A 15046-nucleotide genomic window follows, 5' to 3' on the forward strand; every position below is an offset into this window, starting at 1 on the left:
CCGTCATGGCCGGATTCCTAGGGATGCACATCATGACCGGTATGCATGGCGCTCATGCCATGACGGCGGTGACTTCCTCCACGGACCCCGCAGGGTTGTCCTCCCAGACGGCACACAGTTTCGCATCCGATCCCGCGGCCCATTCCCCGCGGGCCGGGGCAACTGCCCATGACGCGATGGCTCCGCCGCCTGCGACCAGTCCGGGTCCCGGGCTGACAGGTAGCGGCAGGGCCGCCCTGCCATCGGCGTCGTGTGTGTGCCAGTCGAGCTGCACCGATCCTGCGTCGATGCACCCGGCCTGCGTGCCGTCGGCGGCCGCGGGCTCCCTGGCCGCGCCCCCTCCCGGCATGGCTCCGGCGTCGCTCCACAACCCGGACGCGCGCGCCGGCGGCGCGATCCTGACCTACTCGTATCTGCCCGCAAGTCCTTCGCCGGGCGATCTGTCCATCAGCCGGACGTAAGACGGGGCCTTGCCGTGTGGTGCCCGGCGCCCCTCCTTACCCCACACGTTCCGGCCGGATTTTTCCCCCGGCGCGGGCGTGCCATCCGCAGGCGTGCAACAACGCCATTTTGGCTATTGAAGGACTTGACCCCCATGAAGAAGACCCTGACCATTTCTGCCCTTGGCATCGCCGCCGCCATCGCCCTTGCCGGCTGCGCGGGCAACTCCGGAAGTTCACCCGCCGGCACCATGCCCGGCATGAGCGGCGGCATGGGCATGTCGTCCAGCCCGGCCCCCGCCGCCTCGGACCACAACGCGGCAGACACCATGTTCACCCAGGAGATGATCCCGCACCACGCCCAGGCCGTGGAAATGAGCGACATGATGCTCAAGAAGCAGGGCATGGACGCCCGGATCACCGCACTCGCCACGAAGATCAAGGCTGCACAGGCACCCGAAATCGAAAAGATGACGGTCTGGCTCAAGACCTGGAACGAACCCACCCAGATGGCCGGCGGCCACAGCATGGGCGACGCAATGATGGGCGGTGACGATCTCACCAAGCTCGACGCCGCCCAGGGAACCGATGCGGCCAAGCTGTTCCTGACCCGGATGATCGCCCACCATGAGGGCGCGGTGATGATGGCCAAGACTGAAAGCAGCCAAGGCAAGAACCCGGAAGCCCTCATCCTCAGCAAGGCAATCGTGACCTCCCAGGAAGCTGAAATCCAGGAAATGAAGGCCCTGCTGGCAAACCTCTAGCCTGCGTCCCGGCCCCGGTCCGGTTTTCGGACCGGGGCCTTCCCGGCCACCCCGCCCGCGTTGGCCCAGACCTGCGTTGGCCCAGACCTGCTTGAGCGCTAGACCTGCTTGAGCGCTAGACCTGCTTGAGCGCCTGGCCGAGGTCGCGGATCAGGTCCTCCACGTCCTCCAGGCCCACCGAAAGCCGGACCACGCCGTCGCTGAGCCCGATCGCCGCACGGCCTTCCGGGCCCATCGCGCGGTGCGTCGTAGTCGCAGGATGCGTGATGAGCGTCTTGGCATCACCCAGGTTGTTGGAGATGTCGATGATCCGCAGCGCGTCCAGCAGGGCGAAGGCGGCCTGCTTCGCGGTGCGTCCCGGCGAGGGCGAAAGCTCCAGCGTGAGCACTGTCCCGCCGGCCTTCATCTGCTTCACGGCGAGTGGGTACTGCGGGTGGGACGGCAGCAGCGGGTACTTGACCCAGCTGACCGCAGGCTGTCCCTCGAGCCATTCGGCCAGCCGCAGGGCGGAGGCCGAGGAATGGTTGACGCGCAGGGCCATGGTCTCCAGGCCCTTGGTGAGCACCCAGGCATTGAAGGCCGAGAGTGCCGGACCGGTGTGCCGCATGAGCTGCTTGACGGGCCCGTCGATGAATTCCTTGGTGCCCAGGATCGCCCCGCCGAGCACGCGGCCCTGCCCGTCGATGTGCTTGGTGCCGGAGTAGACCACCACGTCCGCGCCGAGCTCTCCGCAGCGCTGCAGCAGCGGGGTGGCGAAGACGTTGTCGACCACCACCGTGGCGCCGGCCGCATGCGCCAGTTCGCTCACGGCGGCGATGTCCACGATTTCCTGCATGGGGTTCGAGGGCGACTCGAAGAATACCGCCGTGGCCGGCTCGGACAGGGCAGAGCGCCATTGTTCCAGGTCCGGGCCGTCCACGAAGACCGTCTCGACACCCCAGCGCGGCAGGATCTCGTTGAGGATCACAAAGCACGAGCCGAACAGCGAGCGGGCTGCGACTACGCGGTCGCCGGCAGCCAACAGCGCGCCCAGCGCGGTGAAGACGGCGGACATGCCGGACGCCGTCGCAAAACACGCCTCGGTTCCCTCGAGCAGCCGGAGCCGCTCCTGGAAGGTGGCGACGGACGGATTGCCGTAGCGGGAGTAGACGAAGCGCTCGTCTTCCCCGGTGAAGGCACGCTCGGCGGCGGCCGCGGACTCGTAGACGAATCCGGAGTTGAGGAAGATCGGCTCGGTGGTTTCCTGGAAGCCGGTGCGGTCAAGGCCGCCGCGGACAGCCTGGGTGTCGGCGGCCCAGCCGGCGGCGTCGGGATTGAAAGTCATCAGATCTTTCCAAGGTTGGTGGGCAGGCCGCGGTTCTTCCAGCCGTTGACGGTGCGGTCGCCAAAACGGTCGGTCTCGCCTTCGAAGCCCTCAAGAACGTTGTACGAGGTGTAACCGGCGGCCGTCGCGGCCGTCGCGGCGGCGATCGAGCGGACACCGGAGCGGCAAAGGAACACCAGTTCGACGGCGGAGTCCTCCGGTGCCTCTCGCCTTAGCTGTTCCACGAAGTGCGGGTTCGGTACGCCGCCGGCGAGGTTCCACTGGATGAAAAGCGGATCGTTCCGCCTTCCGCCCGCGGACGTCGTGTCCGGGATGCCGATGTGGGCCCATTCGCCCTCGGTCCGGACATCCACCAGGAGGGCTCCCGCCTCCAGCTTGGCCCACGCCTCATGGGGGCTGAGGTCTCCGGCGTAGCTCATGCGTGGCCCTCGAATGCCCCAACAGCGTCAATCTCGTCGGCATCGAGCTCATCGACTGCATTGGCCACGGCGGCGTCCGCGCTCGCAATCGCGGCCGGCAGGACCAGCGCCTGCGCCACGATCACGGTGCTGCCGTTGAAGGTGGCGGCGGGGCTTCCGTGCAGGACATAGCCCTCGGCCAGGGCGGCGGACACGCGCTCACAAAAGGCGCGGTCATCCGTGCCGGTGAACAGCCGGTAGGCCAGTCTTTCCTCGCCGGCAGGTGGTGCACTGCGTGCTGTGGTGCTGAGTATTTCGGGTACGGCGGGTGTTGACGTGGGGGGCACGACGGATCTCCTCTTTCACGCTTGCAGCTCGAATTCTCGATTGCCGAGTATTCACCTGAGGCACCCCGCCGCGAAAAGGAGGGTTGCCGACCGGCCAGTCAGGGCTTGGCACCGGTTCTCATTACTCCCCAAAAACGTAACACCTACGACGCCGGCCCGCACCGCCGTCGTCGTCATGTTCCGTAACCGGGCCACGCCCAGGCGCTGGCGCCGGCCGGGCCCAGCGTGGGGCGGGGCCCGGCCGAGTAGTGGCGGGCTCCAATTTCGGGTACAGCCCACTCGTGTGTGCGCGGACGATTCGCCGTCTACTGGAGGGCATGGCCGACGTGTCGGCCGGATTCTCAGGTTAACCGGGCTGTCCGTGAATCGAGCCGTCTGTCCATCAAAACAAGTTGTCTGTCAAGTTGTCTGTGAATCAGTGCCCGGAACCGTCGGAGCCACAGCCATGGCCCGGCCGGTGACGGCGGAATGGAGCAATTGTGGGCCCGCGCATACTGGTTACCGGGATAGCAAGCGCCGCCGGCCGGACCGTCGCGGCCCAGCTCGAAGCCCGCGGACTCCCGTATCTCGGCTCCGACGCCCGCGCCGACTCCCGCCAGGCGGAGGATGCCGCCGCCGCGGCCGCGGTCAGGCTCCTGCCGGCGACGGACCCGGACATGATCCTGGACCTGCGCCGGCTGGTGGACCGTGAAGCCATCAACGTCATCATTCCGACCCTGACTGTGGAACTTCCGGTCCTGGCCGCGGCCCGTGCCGGATTCGCCCAGGACGTGCGGATCATCGTGGGCGACCCCGCCGCGGTGGCCCTCGCCAACGACCAGCTGTTCACCACCTGGGCGTTGCAGGCAGCCGGGATTCCGGTGCCCCAGTTCGCGGTTCCGGGCGACCTCGCCGCCGCGCCGGCATCCCTCGCCTCCCTCACCGGCCCCGTGGTGGTCAAGCCGCGGGTCTTCAAAGGCTCCCATGGTGTCCACGTGCTGGCCGGAACGGCCTCGGTTAGCTGGAAGAACATGCCGGCGGGGCAACTTGTCCAGGAGTTTATCCCGGGCGCCGACTACGTGTGCCTGGTGTTCGGCACTCCGGCACGCAACGCGATGGCGCCGGTGGCGGTGGTCCTCGAGAAGACCAGGACCCCGTATGGACACGCCGGCAGCGACGAAGTCAGCCGCAGGGTGCCGGCGAGCCAGGCCGGGGACGTGCGGAAGCTGGGCCTGGCCGCCGTCCGCACGCTCGGGCTGACCGGGCCGGTCCAGGTCCGGATCCGCCGCCGCGCGGACGGAACCCCCGTGGTACTGGGCGTCTGCGCGACCCTGGGGGAGAACAGCACCTGGGCCCCGGAAATGCTCGACGCCGTGCTGGCCACCTTCATGCTCCCGGCGTTCAACCCGGTCTCGTTCCGGCGGTGCCCGGCGGTTCCCGCGGACGCCCTGGGGTGAAGCGCGGCCCGGCAGAACGGTGTGCTCACGCAGTCGCTGAGTCTCCCCACCTTTGAGGCCGGAGGACGGCGTGTTCCCACAAACCGCCGTCGTTACCGTGGTCCCTGGCCGCAAAACCGGTGAGTATCAGCGGCGCCTGCCGTGCAGCACCGGCCTGGCCGCACTATTCGATGGTGGCGAACAGTGCGTTGAGTTCGGCCGTGAGCTGGCGTCGCAGTTCCGGGGTGCCGATTTCCTGGCCGTCGATGTGGTTCACCGGGGCCAGGAGCCGGATGCTGGAGATCAGCCAGACCGCGTCGGCATCCAGCAGGTCCTTCGGCTCCAGCGGGCCGTAGCCCAGCTCCCAGCCGGCGGCCTTGGCGGCGGTGAACAGGGCGCCCTGCGAAGTCCCCGGCAGAATGCCGCTGTCCAGCTGCGGGGTGATGAGCCGCCGGGTTGTGCGGACGCCACCGGCGCCGTCGTCCGCGGTTTCCAGGTGGGCCAGCAGAACGGTCGACGTCGGTCCCTCCAGGACCCGGCCGTCCGCGGACGTGAAGATGACGTCGTCGGCGCCGTGCCGGTGGGCGTAGCGCAGCGCCGCCATGTTCACGGCGTAGGAGAGGGTCTTGGCGCCGAGCAGCAGCCAGGGGGCGCGCTCGCCGACTTCGCTGTCGTAGCCACGGTCCAGCAGGATGACGTCGATTCCGGTCTCGCGCTGCCGGCGGCCCGCGGCCGCGGGCGCGGAGGCCTGGACCCAGCACGTGGGGGCGGCGGCGCCCTCCGGCCCGCGGGTCACGAGCAGCTTCACCACAACCTCGTCTTCGTCCGCGCCGCCTGTTGCAGCCGCGGCAGGATCCTTCCCCCGGAACTCGCGGAGGACGGTTTCCACTGCCCGCCGCCACGCGTCCTCGGCAGGGATGTCCAGCTCCAGCAGCCGGGCAGAGCCGGCCAGCCGGGTCAGGTGCGCCTGGATCTTGCGGGGCCGGCCGCCCACAGCCAGGAGGGATTCGAAAACGCCGTCGCCGCGGGTGGCGCCCAGGTCCGTGGCCATCAGTTGCGGCTGCGACGCGTCGGCAACGCGGCCGCCGTCGAACGCCGGGTCGAGGAAGACCAGCACGGTCGCGGGCGCAGGAACAGGGGCTGCAGAGATCATGGCTCCAGCTTAGTCTCGGTGGTCCCGGGATAGGATTTGCTCGTTGCCCGTTCCGGAACTGTTCCGCGGGCTTGTACTTTTAGGGGTTCGCCTGTGCTGTGGCCATTTCCGCTGGCGGAAACTTTACCGTCCTGGGCGGTTTTGATCCTGACGGTAATCGACTTCGCCATCCGCGTCCTGGTCCTGGGCATCATCCCAGGGAACCGGCGGCCCACCACAGCGATGGCGTGGCTGCTGGGCATCTTCATTGTGCCCATCCTTGGGCTGGCCCTGTTCCTGCTGTTTGGCAACTTCCGGCTCTCCCGCCGGCGCCGTGCCCAACAGGACGCTGTCAACACCCGGATCCGGGCCGGGACGTCCGACCTGGAAGAAGTCGAAAGCCGCTACGACGGACCCGAATGGGTGGCCTCCGCCGCTGAACTGAACAAGACGCTGGGCTCGCTGCCAATGGTGGACGGCAACAGCGTGGAGCTGCTGCCCGGCTACCCCGACTCCATCAAGGCGATGGCCGCGGCCGTCCGCGGCGCCAAATCCTTCGTCAACGCCGAGTTCTACATCATGAGCACCGACCACGTCACGGACGATCTGTTCACCGCAATGGAAGAGGCGGCGGAGCGCGGCGTCGAGGTCCGCGTCCTGTTCGACCACCTCGGCAGCCTTCGCATCAAGGGCTACAAGCAGCTCAAGGCCCGGCTCAACGCCAGCAAGATCCGCTGGCGGCCCATGCTGCCGCTGAACCCGTTGCAGGGGCAGTGGCGGCGGCCGGATCTCCGCAACCACCGCAAGATCATGGTGATCGACGGCGAGATCGCCTTCACGGGATCCCAGAACCTGATCGAGCCGTCCTACAACAACCCCAAGCACCGCAAAGTGGGCCGCGAATGGGTGGAGCTCATGGCCTGCATGCGCGGGCCGATTGTCACCACGCTGAACGTAGCCTTCGCGACCGACTGGCTCAGCGAAACCGACGAATCCCTTGAAGGGCAGCTGGAACACCGGCCCGAGCCCCACGCCGGAAACATCACGGCGCAGGTGGTCCCCAGCGGCCCGGGTTTTGTCACCGAGAACAACCTGCGGCTGTTCAACACCCTCATTTATTCGGCGCAGCACAGGATCTCGCTCTGCAGCCCCTATTTCGTCCCGGACGACTCGCTGCTCTACGCGGTGACCACGGCGGCGCAGCGCGGCGTCGAGGTGGAACTGTTCGTCTCGGAAAAGGGCGACCAGTTCCTGGTCCACCACGCGCAGCAGTCGTACTACCAGGCCCTGCTCGAGGCAGGCGTGCGGATCTACCTCTACAAGGCGCCGTTCGTGCTGCACGCCAAGCACTTCACCATCGATGACGAGGTTGCCGTGCTGGGCTCCAGCAACATGGACATGCGCTCCTTCTCGTTGAACCTCGAGGTCTCCGTGATGCTCCTCGGCGAGGACATCGTGCAGAGGATCCGCGCCGTGGAGGACACATACCGGAGCATTTCGCACGAACTCCTGCTGGAGGACTGGATGAAACGGCCCATGAAGGCCAAGTACGTGGACAATGTGGCAAGGCTGAGCGCAACCCTGCAGTAGTCCGGCCGCCGGCGGGGCAGCCTTGGGGAACGTCAGCCTTGGGGGAACTCGGCGCCGAGTTCCCCCAAGGGGAACTCGGCGCCGAGCGCCGAGAGCACGCCGAACGCCTTGGCCCGGACTTCCTCGTACTCCTCCTGCGGGGACGAGTCGGCGGTGACGGCGCCGCCGACGCCGAGACTCACGTCCGCAGTGCCGTCGCCCAGGGCGCTGATCACGAGGGTCCGGATCGCCACGGAGAGGTCGGCGGCCCCGTTCAGGGAGAAGTAGCCGATAGCGCCGGAGTACACGCCCCGCGGCGCGGCCTCCAGCCGGTCCAGGATGGCCATGGTGCTGACCTTCGGGGCTCCGGTCATCGAGCCGGCGGGGAAACAGGCGGCGACCGCCTCGGCCCGCGGCAGTCCGGGCCGCAGCCGGGCATCGATGGTGCTCACCATCTGGTGCACGGTGGCGTAGCTCTCGATCGCACACAGCCGGCTGACGGCCACCGAGCCCGGGACGGCGAAATGGCTGAGGTCATTGCGCAGCAGGTCCACGATCATGATGTTTTCCGCGCGGTCCTTGGCCGAGGACTCCAGTTCCTCCCGCAGGGCAGCGTCCGCGCCCGGTTCCGCGTCCCGGCGGCGCGTGCCCTTGATCGGTTCGGCCCGCATCCTGCCGTCCGCGGCAATCCGCAGGAAGCGCTCCGGCGACGTGCTCGCCACAGCGAGCTCGCCGAACCGCAGATAGCTGGCGAAGGGGGCCGGGTTGCGGCGCCGCAGGTCCAGATAGGTCGGCCACGGATCCATCCCCTGACGGCCCGCAGGCGAGGCAGCGGTGAGCGCCGTGGTCAGGCAGACCTCGTACGTATTGCCTTCCGCAATCTCACGCTGGGCCTCAGTGACCTTTGCCTTGTAGCCGGCTTCCGTGTCCCGTGCAGTGAAACGCGGGGCAGCCAGTTGCCGGGCACTGAACGTGGACGTGGACGCGGACGGCGCGGATGCGGGCGCCGATGCGGCCGCGGCGACGGCCGCGCGGGCCGCCTCGAGCCAGTCTCCGGCGTCGGGCGCGTCCAGGGTCAGCAGCCAGGCTGTGCCCTCGGCGTGGTCAAGGACCACGGCGCGGCCGGCGAAGATCAGGCAGGCGTCCGGGGTGGCGGCGGCCACGTCATTGCCACCGGTTTCGCGTTTGAGCTCATAGCCGAGGTACCCGAGCCAGCCCAGGGTGAACTCGCACGGGTAGGCCTCGGGCGCATGGAGCGCCCGGCGCCCCCAAACGCCGTCGAGCCAGCGGAAGAACGGGCCGTCGGTGGACGCTGTGGCGTGGCCCGTAGTGACACGGGTCCGTCCGGAACTGTGCCGGACGGCCTGGCCGAAGCGGCCGCCGTCGTCGGCCAGGATGCTGAAGCGGCTGCGCTCCGCGGCCTCCGGGGCGAGGCCTGCCGGGTCGAGGGAGGAGTCGAGCCATACGGCGTTGGCCGAATCGCCGAAAAGCGCCGCAAACAGCTGCTCGGCCTCGGGCTGGGCGTCGATCCGTTCGGCCAGCAGCTGCAGGCCGCGCCGGGCGGCGCGTTCAGGCAGCAGGGCGGGGGCGACGGCCGGGATGTACTGGAGGGCCTGGAGGACGTCGTCGGGGGCGGTGCCGTCCGCACGGTTAAGTACGTGCACATCCGCGCGGGCCGGGACGTCGTCGGCCACCAGCCACTCCGCTTCCTGGGCCGCCCACTGGTCCCAAAACGGTTCGTAGGTGTCGCCGTCCCGGGCCAGTGCCCTGGCCCGGCGGTCGTCGTCGGAGGAGTCCGCCCAGATCACGGCGTCCAGCAGGGGGAGTGCCGCCGCTGCGGCGGCGCCGACGCCCTCCACCAGGACGATTTCGGCAGGGCGGGTGGTGCGCGCATCGCCGTCGTAGTGCCGCTCCCAGTCCCAGCTGACCCATTCCGCGCTCTCCCCGCGCCGCAAGGGCGAGAGCACGGTGGTGACATAGCGTTCAATCCCGGCGGCGAGCCCGTTCCAGCCCGGATAGATGTCCTCGAGGTGGAAGAGCGAGACTTTGTGGTGTTCCCTGAGCCGCGCCGCCAGTTCGATGGCCAGAGTGGTCTTGCCGGAGCCGGACCGTCCGTCGATTGCGATGATGACGGGTGCGGGGCTCATGAAATAGAGCGTACCCGCTGACCTTCGCTGCCGTGATGTTGCCCGTTCTGCCGCTGAAGCTCGGTGCGCACGTGCTGCACGATCCCCGGAACTGAGGCCCGGATGAGGTTCCAGGTGGTGTCGAAGTCGGTGTGGCCGCCGTACCACGGGTCCTCGATGCCCTGCTCCAGCGGGTCCTTGTCCGCCACGGCGGGGTCGAAGCTGCGGAGCATGCGGATCTTGGCCAGGGATTCCTGGTCCGGCGCTGCCTGCCGCAGCCAGCCGTAGTGGTCGACGTCGAGGGCCAGGATCAGCTCCCGGCTGGCGAACCATTCGGGCCGCCATTCGCGCGCCACGTGGCGGTCCGATGCGATGTTGTGGACTGTGAGTTTGCGCGCGGCCCGGGGATCGATGGGCCGGCCGGCCTCATACGCGGTGGTGCCGGCGGAATCGACCACGGCCCCGGTGAGGTGCCCGGCCCGGAATGCCTCCGCCAGCATGAGTTCGGCCATCGGAGACCGGCAAATGTTTCCGGTGCAGACCGCGATGATCCGGTACTGGCTCGACATTGAGGTCATAGCTAAGCATGAACGATCCCGGGCCTGTTGGCTAGCTGGCCCCCGCGAAGTATTACAACAAATGTCAACCGATATTCAATTTTTGTCACGCCCTCCCGTCGGCGGGTGCATCGCGGGCTGCCGGGCCGAGCCCAAGGTGCCGGACCAGCGCGTCGAGGACCGGCAGCTGGCCCTTGACCAGCCTGGACCGGGCTTCGGGCTCGGCGGTCCATTCGGCGCGGTCGATTTCGGGGAAACTGCTGATCGTGCCGGATCCTCTCGGCCACTCCAGCGTGAAGGTGTTGCTCACGATTCGTTCCGGCTGAAAGTCCGATTCGGCCGTGAAGACCGTGATGATCTTGCCGGAGGGCTGGCGGAAGTCGCCGAGCCGTTGGTAGTCGGCAGCGGGTGCCGGGGTGCCGATTTCCTCCGCAAATTCGCGGTGCGCAGCCGTCAGCGGGTCCTCGTCGGCCGGGTACTCACCCTTGGGGATGGACCAGCCTTGAGCTTCCTTGCGGGCCCAGAACGGTCCGCCCATGTGCGCTATCCAGACCTCAAGCTGCTGAGCGCTGCCGGAGTGGGGCGGCGCGCCGCTGGGCGGGGATGCACTTCCTAGCCGGTACAGCAGAATGCCGGCGCTCCGAACGGTCATGGCTCCTCCTGCCCCAAGGCTATGCCCCCGGCCCGGAATCAGGCCCGCGATCAGGCCGCTGGCCCCCACAGCGCCTTGCGGAGCAGCCCCTTGAGTGTGGCGATCTCCGTGGCGCTGAGGCCGGCCAGGGCGGCGGATTCCGCGTCCCGCGCCGCCGCCTCGGCCCGCCGGAAGACCGCTGCCCCCTCCGGGGTCGAGGAGACGATCTTGGCGCGCCGGTCCAGCTTCCCGGGCGCCCGGATCACCAGCCCGCGCTGCTCCAGCTCATCGATCAGGGCGACAATCTGGCTCGGGTCCAGGCTGAGGAATTCGGCCATCTCTCGCTGGGTTGGTTCCAGCTCGCTGTTGGCCAGGGCCAGCACCGAATACGAGCGCTCCTTGAGATCGAACGCGGCCAGTGCGTGGTTGTTCAGGACCGACCCGCCGGCATGCAGCTTGGCCAGCAGGAAGCCCGCGTCCTGGCTGATGGTCGCCGCCATGAGCTTCTCCGCCGGCTCGCTGCCCGGCTTGTCGTCAACTTCGGTCGCCATGCCCAACTCCAATAGTCCAAAAAATAAATCGTTGACTTTTTCAACTATCCATATTTTCATGGATACAGAACAGCATCCCATGCCGCGGGGCCGGATGCACAAGGCAGCTAGCAAAGGAGCGGCAATGAGCCTGTCAGGAAAAGTAGCAATCGTCACCGGAGGCGGACGGGGCCTCGGCCTGGCCTACGCCCGGGAACTGGCCCGCCAGGGCGCCGCCGTCGTCGTCAACGATGTGGACGCCGGCGTCGCCGCCGATGCCGTCCGGACGATTCAGTCCGACGGCGGCCGCGCAGCCGCCGTCGTGGCCCCGGTGGGCAGCTCCGACGTCGCCAAGCAGCTGGTGCAGGCGGCCGTCACGGAGTTCGGCCGGCTGGACATCCTGGTCACCAACGCCGGCATCCTGCGCGACAAGAGCCTGCTGAAGATGACCGACGAGGACTTCGACGCCGTGATCAACGTCCACCTGCGCGGCACCTTCACCTGCGCCCGGGAGGCGTTCGGCCACTTCAAGGAGCACGGCATTGCCGGCCGCATCATCACCATCGGCTCCCCGACCGGCCAGCGCGGCAACTTCGGCCAGACCAACTACGCCGCCGCGAAGGCCGGGATCGTGGGCATGGTGCGCACCTGGGCCCTGGAAATGAAGAAGGCAGGCGTCACCGCCAACGCCGTCATTCCCGTGGCCGCCACGGCCATGACCAAGACCGTCCCGTACTTCCAGAAGGCTGTCGAGGCCGATGAGCGCGGCGAGGCGATGCCGGCCTTCTTCCGCCACGACCTCGGCTTTGGTACGGCCGACGACGTTGCCGGGCTGGTGGCCTTCCTCGCCTCCGACGCTGCCGCAGGCGTCACCGGCCAGGCGATCGGCGCCGGCGGCGACCGGCTGCAGCTCTGGACCCACCCCGAGGCCGCCGCCACCGAGTACCGCGAGGGCGGCTGGGGCTACCAGGACCTCGTGGACAACTTCGGCGCGCTCTTCGGGGACAAGCTGCAAAGCGTGGGCGAGGACTTCCTGCCGCTGCCGGCGGACCTGCAGCCGGCGCAGCCCGCACCCTCGCAGGCGGCACCGGCCGCAGTAACGGCACAGGTCCGCTGAGATGGCCGCGCAGCGCTACGAACTCGGCATCGACGCCGCCGCCCTGGATGCGATCGACATGCACGTCCACCTCGAAGTGGACGGCCACGGCCACGAATCCCTTCCTGCGGCCCTGACCGAGGCCTCCGCCAAGTACTTCAAGGCCGAGGACCGCAGCCCCTCGCTGGACCGGATTGCCGAGGTCTACCGCGAACTGAACATGGCCGCCGTCGTCTTCACCGTCGACGCCCGGACCCAGCTCAAGCACGAGCCCAACAGCATCCCCGAACTCATCGCCGGCGCAGCCCGGAACAACGACGTCCTGATCCCCTTCGGCAGCGTCGACCCCCGGACCGGCACCGATGCCATCGAGGGCGCCAAGCACCAGGCCGTGGACCTCGGCGCCCGCGGCTTCAAGTTCCATCCGAGCCTGCAGGGCTTCGACCCTTCCAGCGAGCAGTTCTACCCGCTCTGGGAAACCCTCCAGGAGCTGGGCCTGCCGGCCATCTTCCACACCGGCCAGAACGGCATGGGCGCCGGTCTCCCCGGCGGCTACGGCATCAAGCTGGCCTATTCCAACCCGCTCCTGCTCGACGCCGTGGCCGCGGACTTCCCGGAACTGCAGATCATCATGGCCCACCCCTCGGTGCCGTGGCAGGACGAGGCCAACTCGATCGCCACGCACAAGGCGAACGTTTTCATCGACCTCTCCGGCTGGTCTCCGAAGTACTTCCCCGAGTCCCTGGTCCGCATGGCCAACTCGGTCCTACAGGACAAGGTCCTCTTTGGCACCGACTTCCCGCTCATCACGCCGCAGAAATGGCTGGGCGCCTTCGCGGACCTGCCGCTCAAGGACGAGGTTCGGCCCAAGATCCTCAAGGACAACGCTGTCCGCCTGCTCGGGCTCGGTGGCTGAGGTGTCCGTGGAAACCGCCCCCCAGCAGACAGCGCAGGAGCGCCTCTACAGCGTGTGCGACTACTACGATGCCGAATCCCTCCTCACGGACGGGGAGCGGAAAGTGCTGGGGCGGCTGCGGGAGTTCCTGGACACCCAGGCCCGCCCGCTCCTGGCCGACTACTGGGAGCGCGGCGAGTTCCCGGACCAGCTGGCCCGGCCGCTGACCGATCTGGACCTCATGGAACCGGCGGAACTGACCGGCGCTCCGGGTGCAGAGCCGGTACCCGCCCGGGGAATCTACCAGGGGTTCCGGATCTTCGAACTCGCCCGGACGGACGCCTCGCTGGCCACCTGGTACACGGCCCAGGCCGGGCTGTTCCGGACCGCCATCCGGGTCGGCGCCTCCGCGGAACAACAGGCCGAGTGGATGCCCAGGGTCATCGACTTCTCGCTCAAGGGCGTCTTCTCGCTGACCGAGCCGGAGTCCGGCTCGGACATCGCCGGGGGACTCGCGACCACCGCCCGCAGGGAGCCCGGCCCGGACGGCGACACCTGGGTCCTGGACGGCGCCAAGCGCTGGATCGGCGGCGCGGCAACGGCCGACGTCCTGGCCGTTTTCGCCCGGGACGTCGCCGACGGGCAGGTCAAGGCCTTCCTCGTGGACCGCGAGGCCGCCGGCGTGACCCTGGAGAAGATCCGCGGCAAGACCGCGCTGCGGATGATGCAGAACGCCCACATCACCCTCGACGGCGTCCGCGTTCCCGAGGCCAGGCGGCTCCACAACGTGAACTCGTTCCGGGACGTGGCCGCGATGCTGCGGGCCATGCGCTCGGACGTCGCGTGGATCGCCACCGGCATCCAGGCCGGGGCCTTCGAAGCGGCACTGAAGTATGTCACCCAGCGGCAGCAGTTCGGCCGCCCGCTGGGCTCCTTCCAGCTCGTCCAGGAGAAGCTCGCCCGGATGCTGGGAAACCTGACCTCGTCGCTGTCCCTCGTGGTCCGGCTGACCGAACAGCAGGCCAAGGGCATCTACCGCGACCAGGACTCAGCCCTGGCCAAGATGCAGACCTCCCTGCTGATGCGCGAAACCGTAGCCCTGGCCCGCGAAGTGGTGGGCGGCAACAGCATCACGCTCGCGTCCGACGTCGCGCGGTTCCATGCCGATGCCGAGGCCGTCTATTCCTACGAGGGCACCCACGAGATCAATGCCCTGATCGTCGGCCGCGCCCTCACCGGCGAAAGCGCCTTCACCCGCTGACGCCCTTCACCCGCTGACGACGGCGCGTCCCGCCGCCGTCGTTCGACTCATCCCAACCATCACAGGAGCCAAAGATGCCCAACCTCGTCGTCGACTTCGACAAACTGCTCACCCTCGCCGGCACCGACCTCGGTGTCACCGACTACCGCGAAATCACCCAGGAACAGATCAACAAGTTCGCCGACGCCACGGGCGATGATCAGTGGATCCACGTGGACCCGGAACGCGCCAAGGACGGCCCCTTCGGCGCCCCGATCGCCCACGGCTTCCTCACGCTCTCGCTCATCATCCCGTTCTGGGGCGAGCTTTTCGACGTCGACGGCGTCACCACCAAGGTCAACTACGGCCTCGACAAGGTCCGCTTCACCTCGCCGGTCAAGGTGGGTTCACGCATCCGCATGCGGGCCACCATCGCAGAAGTCACCGAGGTCAAGGGCGGCGCCCAGATCAAGGTGGCCAACACGATCGAGATCGAAGGCCAGGAGCGCCCGGCCGTCGTGGCCGAGTTCCTCGCCCGCTTCTACAAGTAAGCCGCCCCAGCCACTTCACCATCCCTCTGCC

The 15046-nt window shown here is 68.3% G+C and carries 16 protein-coding genes and 1 riboswitch; of the genes, 7 read left to right on the plus strand and 9 right to left on the minus strand.

All coding sequences use genetic code 11. The annotated features are described in order from the left end of the window. Positions 1 to 52: 52 nt before the first annotated feature. On the minus strand, positions 53 to 349 hold the full coding sequence (locus AC1DR1_RS14920; RefSeq protein ID WP_229993123.1) for a hypothetical protein: 297 nt from the start codon (positions 347 to 349) through the stop codon (positions 53 to 55). Between the two features lie 246 nt (positions 350 to 595). Here AC1DR1_RS14920 and AC1DR1_RS14925 point away from each other — a divergent pair, with 246 nt between their 5' ends. Next, entirely contained in the window at positions 596 to 1204 is a 609-nt protein-coding gene (locus AC1DR1_RS14925) for a DUF305 domain-containing protein (RefSeq protein ID WP_229993124.1), read from the plus strand. A 115-nt stretch (positions 1205 to 1319) separates the two neighbouring features. Here the strand turns inward: AC1DR1_RS14925 and AC1DR1_RS14930 are convergent, their stop codons facing one another. From AC1DR1_RS14930 to AC1DR1_RS14940, 3 genes are read right to left on the minus strand one after another with little or no spacing between them, the layout of a single operon-like run. Next, entirely contained in the window at positions 1320 to 2528 is a 1209-nt protein-coding gene (locus AC1DR1_RS14930) for an O-succinylhomoserine sulfhydrylase (protein WP_364748662.1), read from the minus strand. Continuing rightward, complete coding sequence (locus AC1DR1_RS14935) at positions 2528 to 2947, minus strand: rhodanese-like domain-containing protein (protein WP_229993126.1); 420 nt, start codon at positions 2945 to 2947, stop codon at positions 2528 to 2530. Before AC1DR1_RS14935 ends, AC1DR1_RS14930 begins: the two co-directional genes overlap by 1 nt. After that, a complete protein-coding gene (locus AC1DR1_RS14940; protein ID WP_414645568.1) occupies positions 2944 to 3273 on the minus strand; it encodes a DUF1737 domain-containing protein in 330 nt (109 codons plus the stop codon). The genes AC1DR1_RS14935 and AC1DR1_RS14940 overlap by 4 nt, the downstream gene beginning before the upstream one ends. Positions 3274 to 3285: 12 nt before the next feature. Then, positions 3286 to 3399: riboswitch (SAM riboswitch) on the minus strand. 353 nt (positions 3400 to 3752) lie between these two features. Here AC1DR1_RS14940 and AC1DR1_RS14945 point away from each other — a divergent pair. Then, the gene (locus AC1DR1_RS14945) at positions 3753 to 4709 is read left to right on the plus strand and encodes an ATP-grasp domain-containing protein (RefSeq protein WP_476992815.1); all 957 of its coding nucleotides are present in this window, start codon (positions 3753 to 3755) and stop codon (positions 4707 to 4709) included. Positions 4710 to 4872: 163 nt separating this feature from the next. On the opposite strand, the gene AC1DR1_RS14950 is transcribed toward AC1DR1_RS14945, so the two are convergent. After that, on the minus strand, positions 4873 to 5841 hold the full coding sequence (locus AC1DR1_RS14950) for an aminodeoxychorismate lyase (RefSeq protein ID WP_364748654.1): 969 nt from the start codon (positions 5839 to 5841) through the stop codon (positions 4873 to 4875). A 93-nt stretch (positions 5842 to 5934) separates the two neighbouring features. Here AC1DR1_RS14950 and cls point away from each other — a divergent pair, with 93 nt between their 5' ends. Beyond that, the gene (cls, locus tag AC1DR1_RS14955) at positions 5935 to 7410 is read left to right on the plus strand and encodes a cardiolipin synthase (protein ID WP_414645567.1); all 1476 of its coding nucleotides are present in this window, start codon (positions 5935 to 5937) and stop codon (positions 7408 to 7410) included. 32 nt (positions 7411 to 7442) lie between these two features. Here cls and pabB read toward each other — a convergent pair whose 3' ends face one another. The 4 genes from pabB to AC1DR1_RS14975 all read right to left on the minus strand — a co-directional run bounded on the left by pabB (position 7443) and on the right by AC1DR1_RS14975 (position 11254). Beyond that, positions 7443 to 9536: an aminodeoxychorismate synthase component I gene (gene pabB / locus AC1DR1_RS14960; protein ID WP_476992816.1), complete on the minus strand. Its 2094-nt coding sequence runs from the start codon at positions 9534 to 9536 to the stop codon at positions 7443 to 7445. Next, a complete protein-coding gene (locus AC1DR1_RS14965) occupies positions 9533 to 10093 on the minus strand; it encodes a low molecular weight protein-tyrosine-phosphatase (RefSeq protein ID WP_476992817.1) in 561 nt (186 codons plus the stop codon). Before AC1DR1_RS14965 ends, pabB begins: the two co-directional genes overlap by 4 nt. Positions 10094 to 10178: 85 nt before the next feature. Then, entirely contained in the window at positions 10179 to 10724 is a 546-nt protein-coding gene (locus AC1DR1_RS14970) for an NUDIX hydrolase (RefSeq protein WP_229993131.1), read from the minus strand. A 50-nt stretch (positions 10725 to 10774) separates the two neighbouring features. Further along, positions 10775 to 11254, minus strand: coding sequence for a MarR family winged helix-turn-helix transcriptional regulator (locus AC1DR1_RS14975; protein ID WP_229993132.1), 480 nt, complete (start codon positions 11252 to 11254; stop codon positions 10775 to 10777). Between the two features lie 124 nt (positions 11255 to 11378). On the opposite strand from AC1DR1_RS14975, the gene AC1DR1_RS14980 reads away from it, so the two are divergent. The 4 genes from AC1DR1_RS14980 to AC1DR1_RS14995 all read left to right on the plus strand — a co-directional run bounded on the left by AC1DR1_RS14980 (position 11379) and on the right by AC1DR1_RS14995 (position 15015). After that, positions 11379 to 12350 (plus strand): SDR family NAD(P)-dependent oxidoreductase, encoded by a 972-nt coding sequence (locus AC1DR1_RS14980; RefSeq protein WP_476992818.1) that lies wholly within the window; start codon positions 11379 to 11381, stop codon positions 12348 to 12350. 1 nt (position 12351) lies between these two features. Then, positions 12352 to 13245: an amidohydrolase family protein gene (locus AC1DR1_RS14985; protein ID WP_229993134.1), complete on the plus strand. Its 894-nt coding sequence runs from the start codon at positions 12352 to 12354 to the stop codon at positions 13243 to 13245. Between the two features lie 7 nt (positions 13246 to 13252). Further along, positions 13253 to 14485, plus strand: coding sequence for an acyl-CoA dehydrogenase family protein (locus AC1DR1_RS14990; protein ID WP_476992819.1), 1233 nt, complete (start codon positions 13253 to 13255; stop codon positions 14483 to 14485). Between the two features lie 74 nt (positions 14486 to 14559). Beyond that, on the plus strand, positions 14560 to 15015 hold the full coding sequence (locus tag AC1DR1_RS14995; protein ID WP_018774069.1) for a MaoC family dehydratase: 456 nt from the start codon (positions 14560 to 14562) through the stop codon (positions 15013 to 15015). Positions 15016 to 15046: the final 31 nt, after the last annotated feature.

The organism is Arthrobacter sp. P4_F10, from assembly GCF_056401435.1.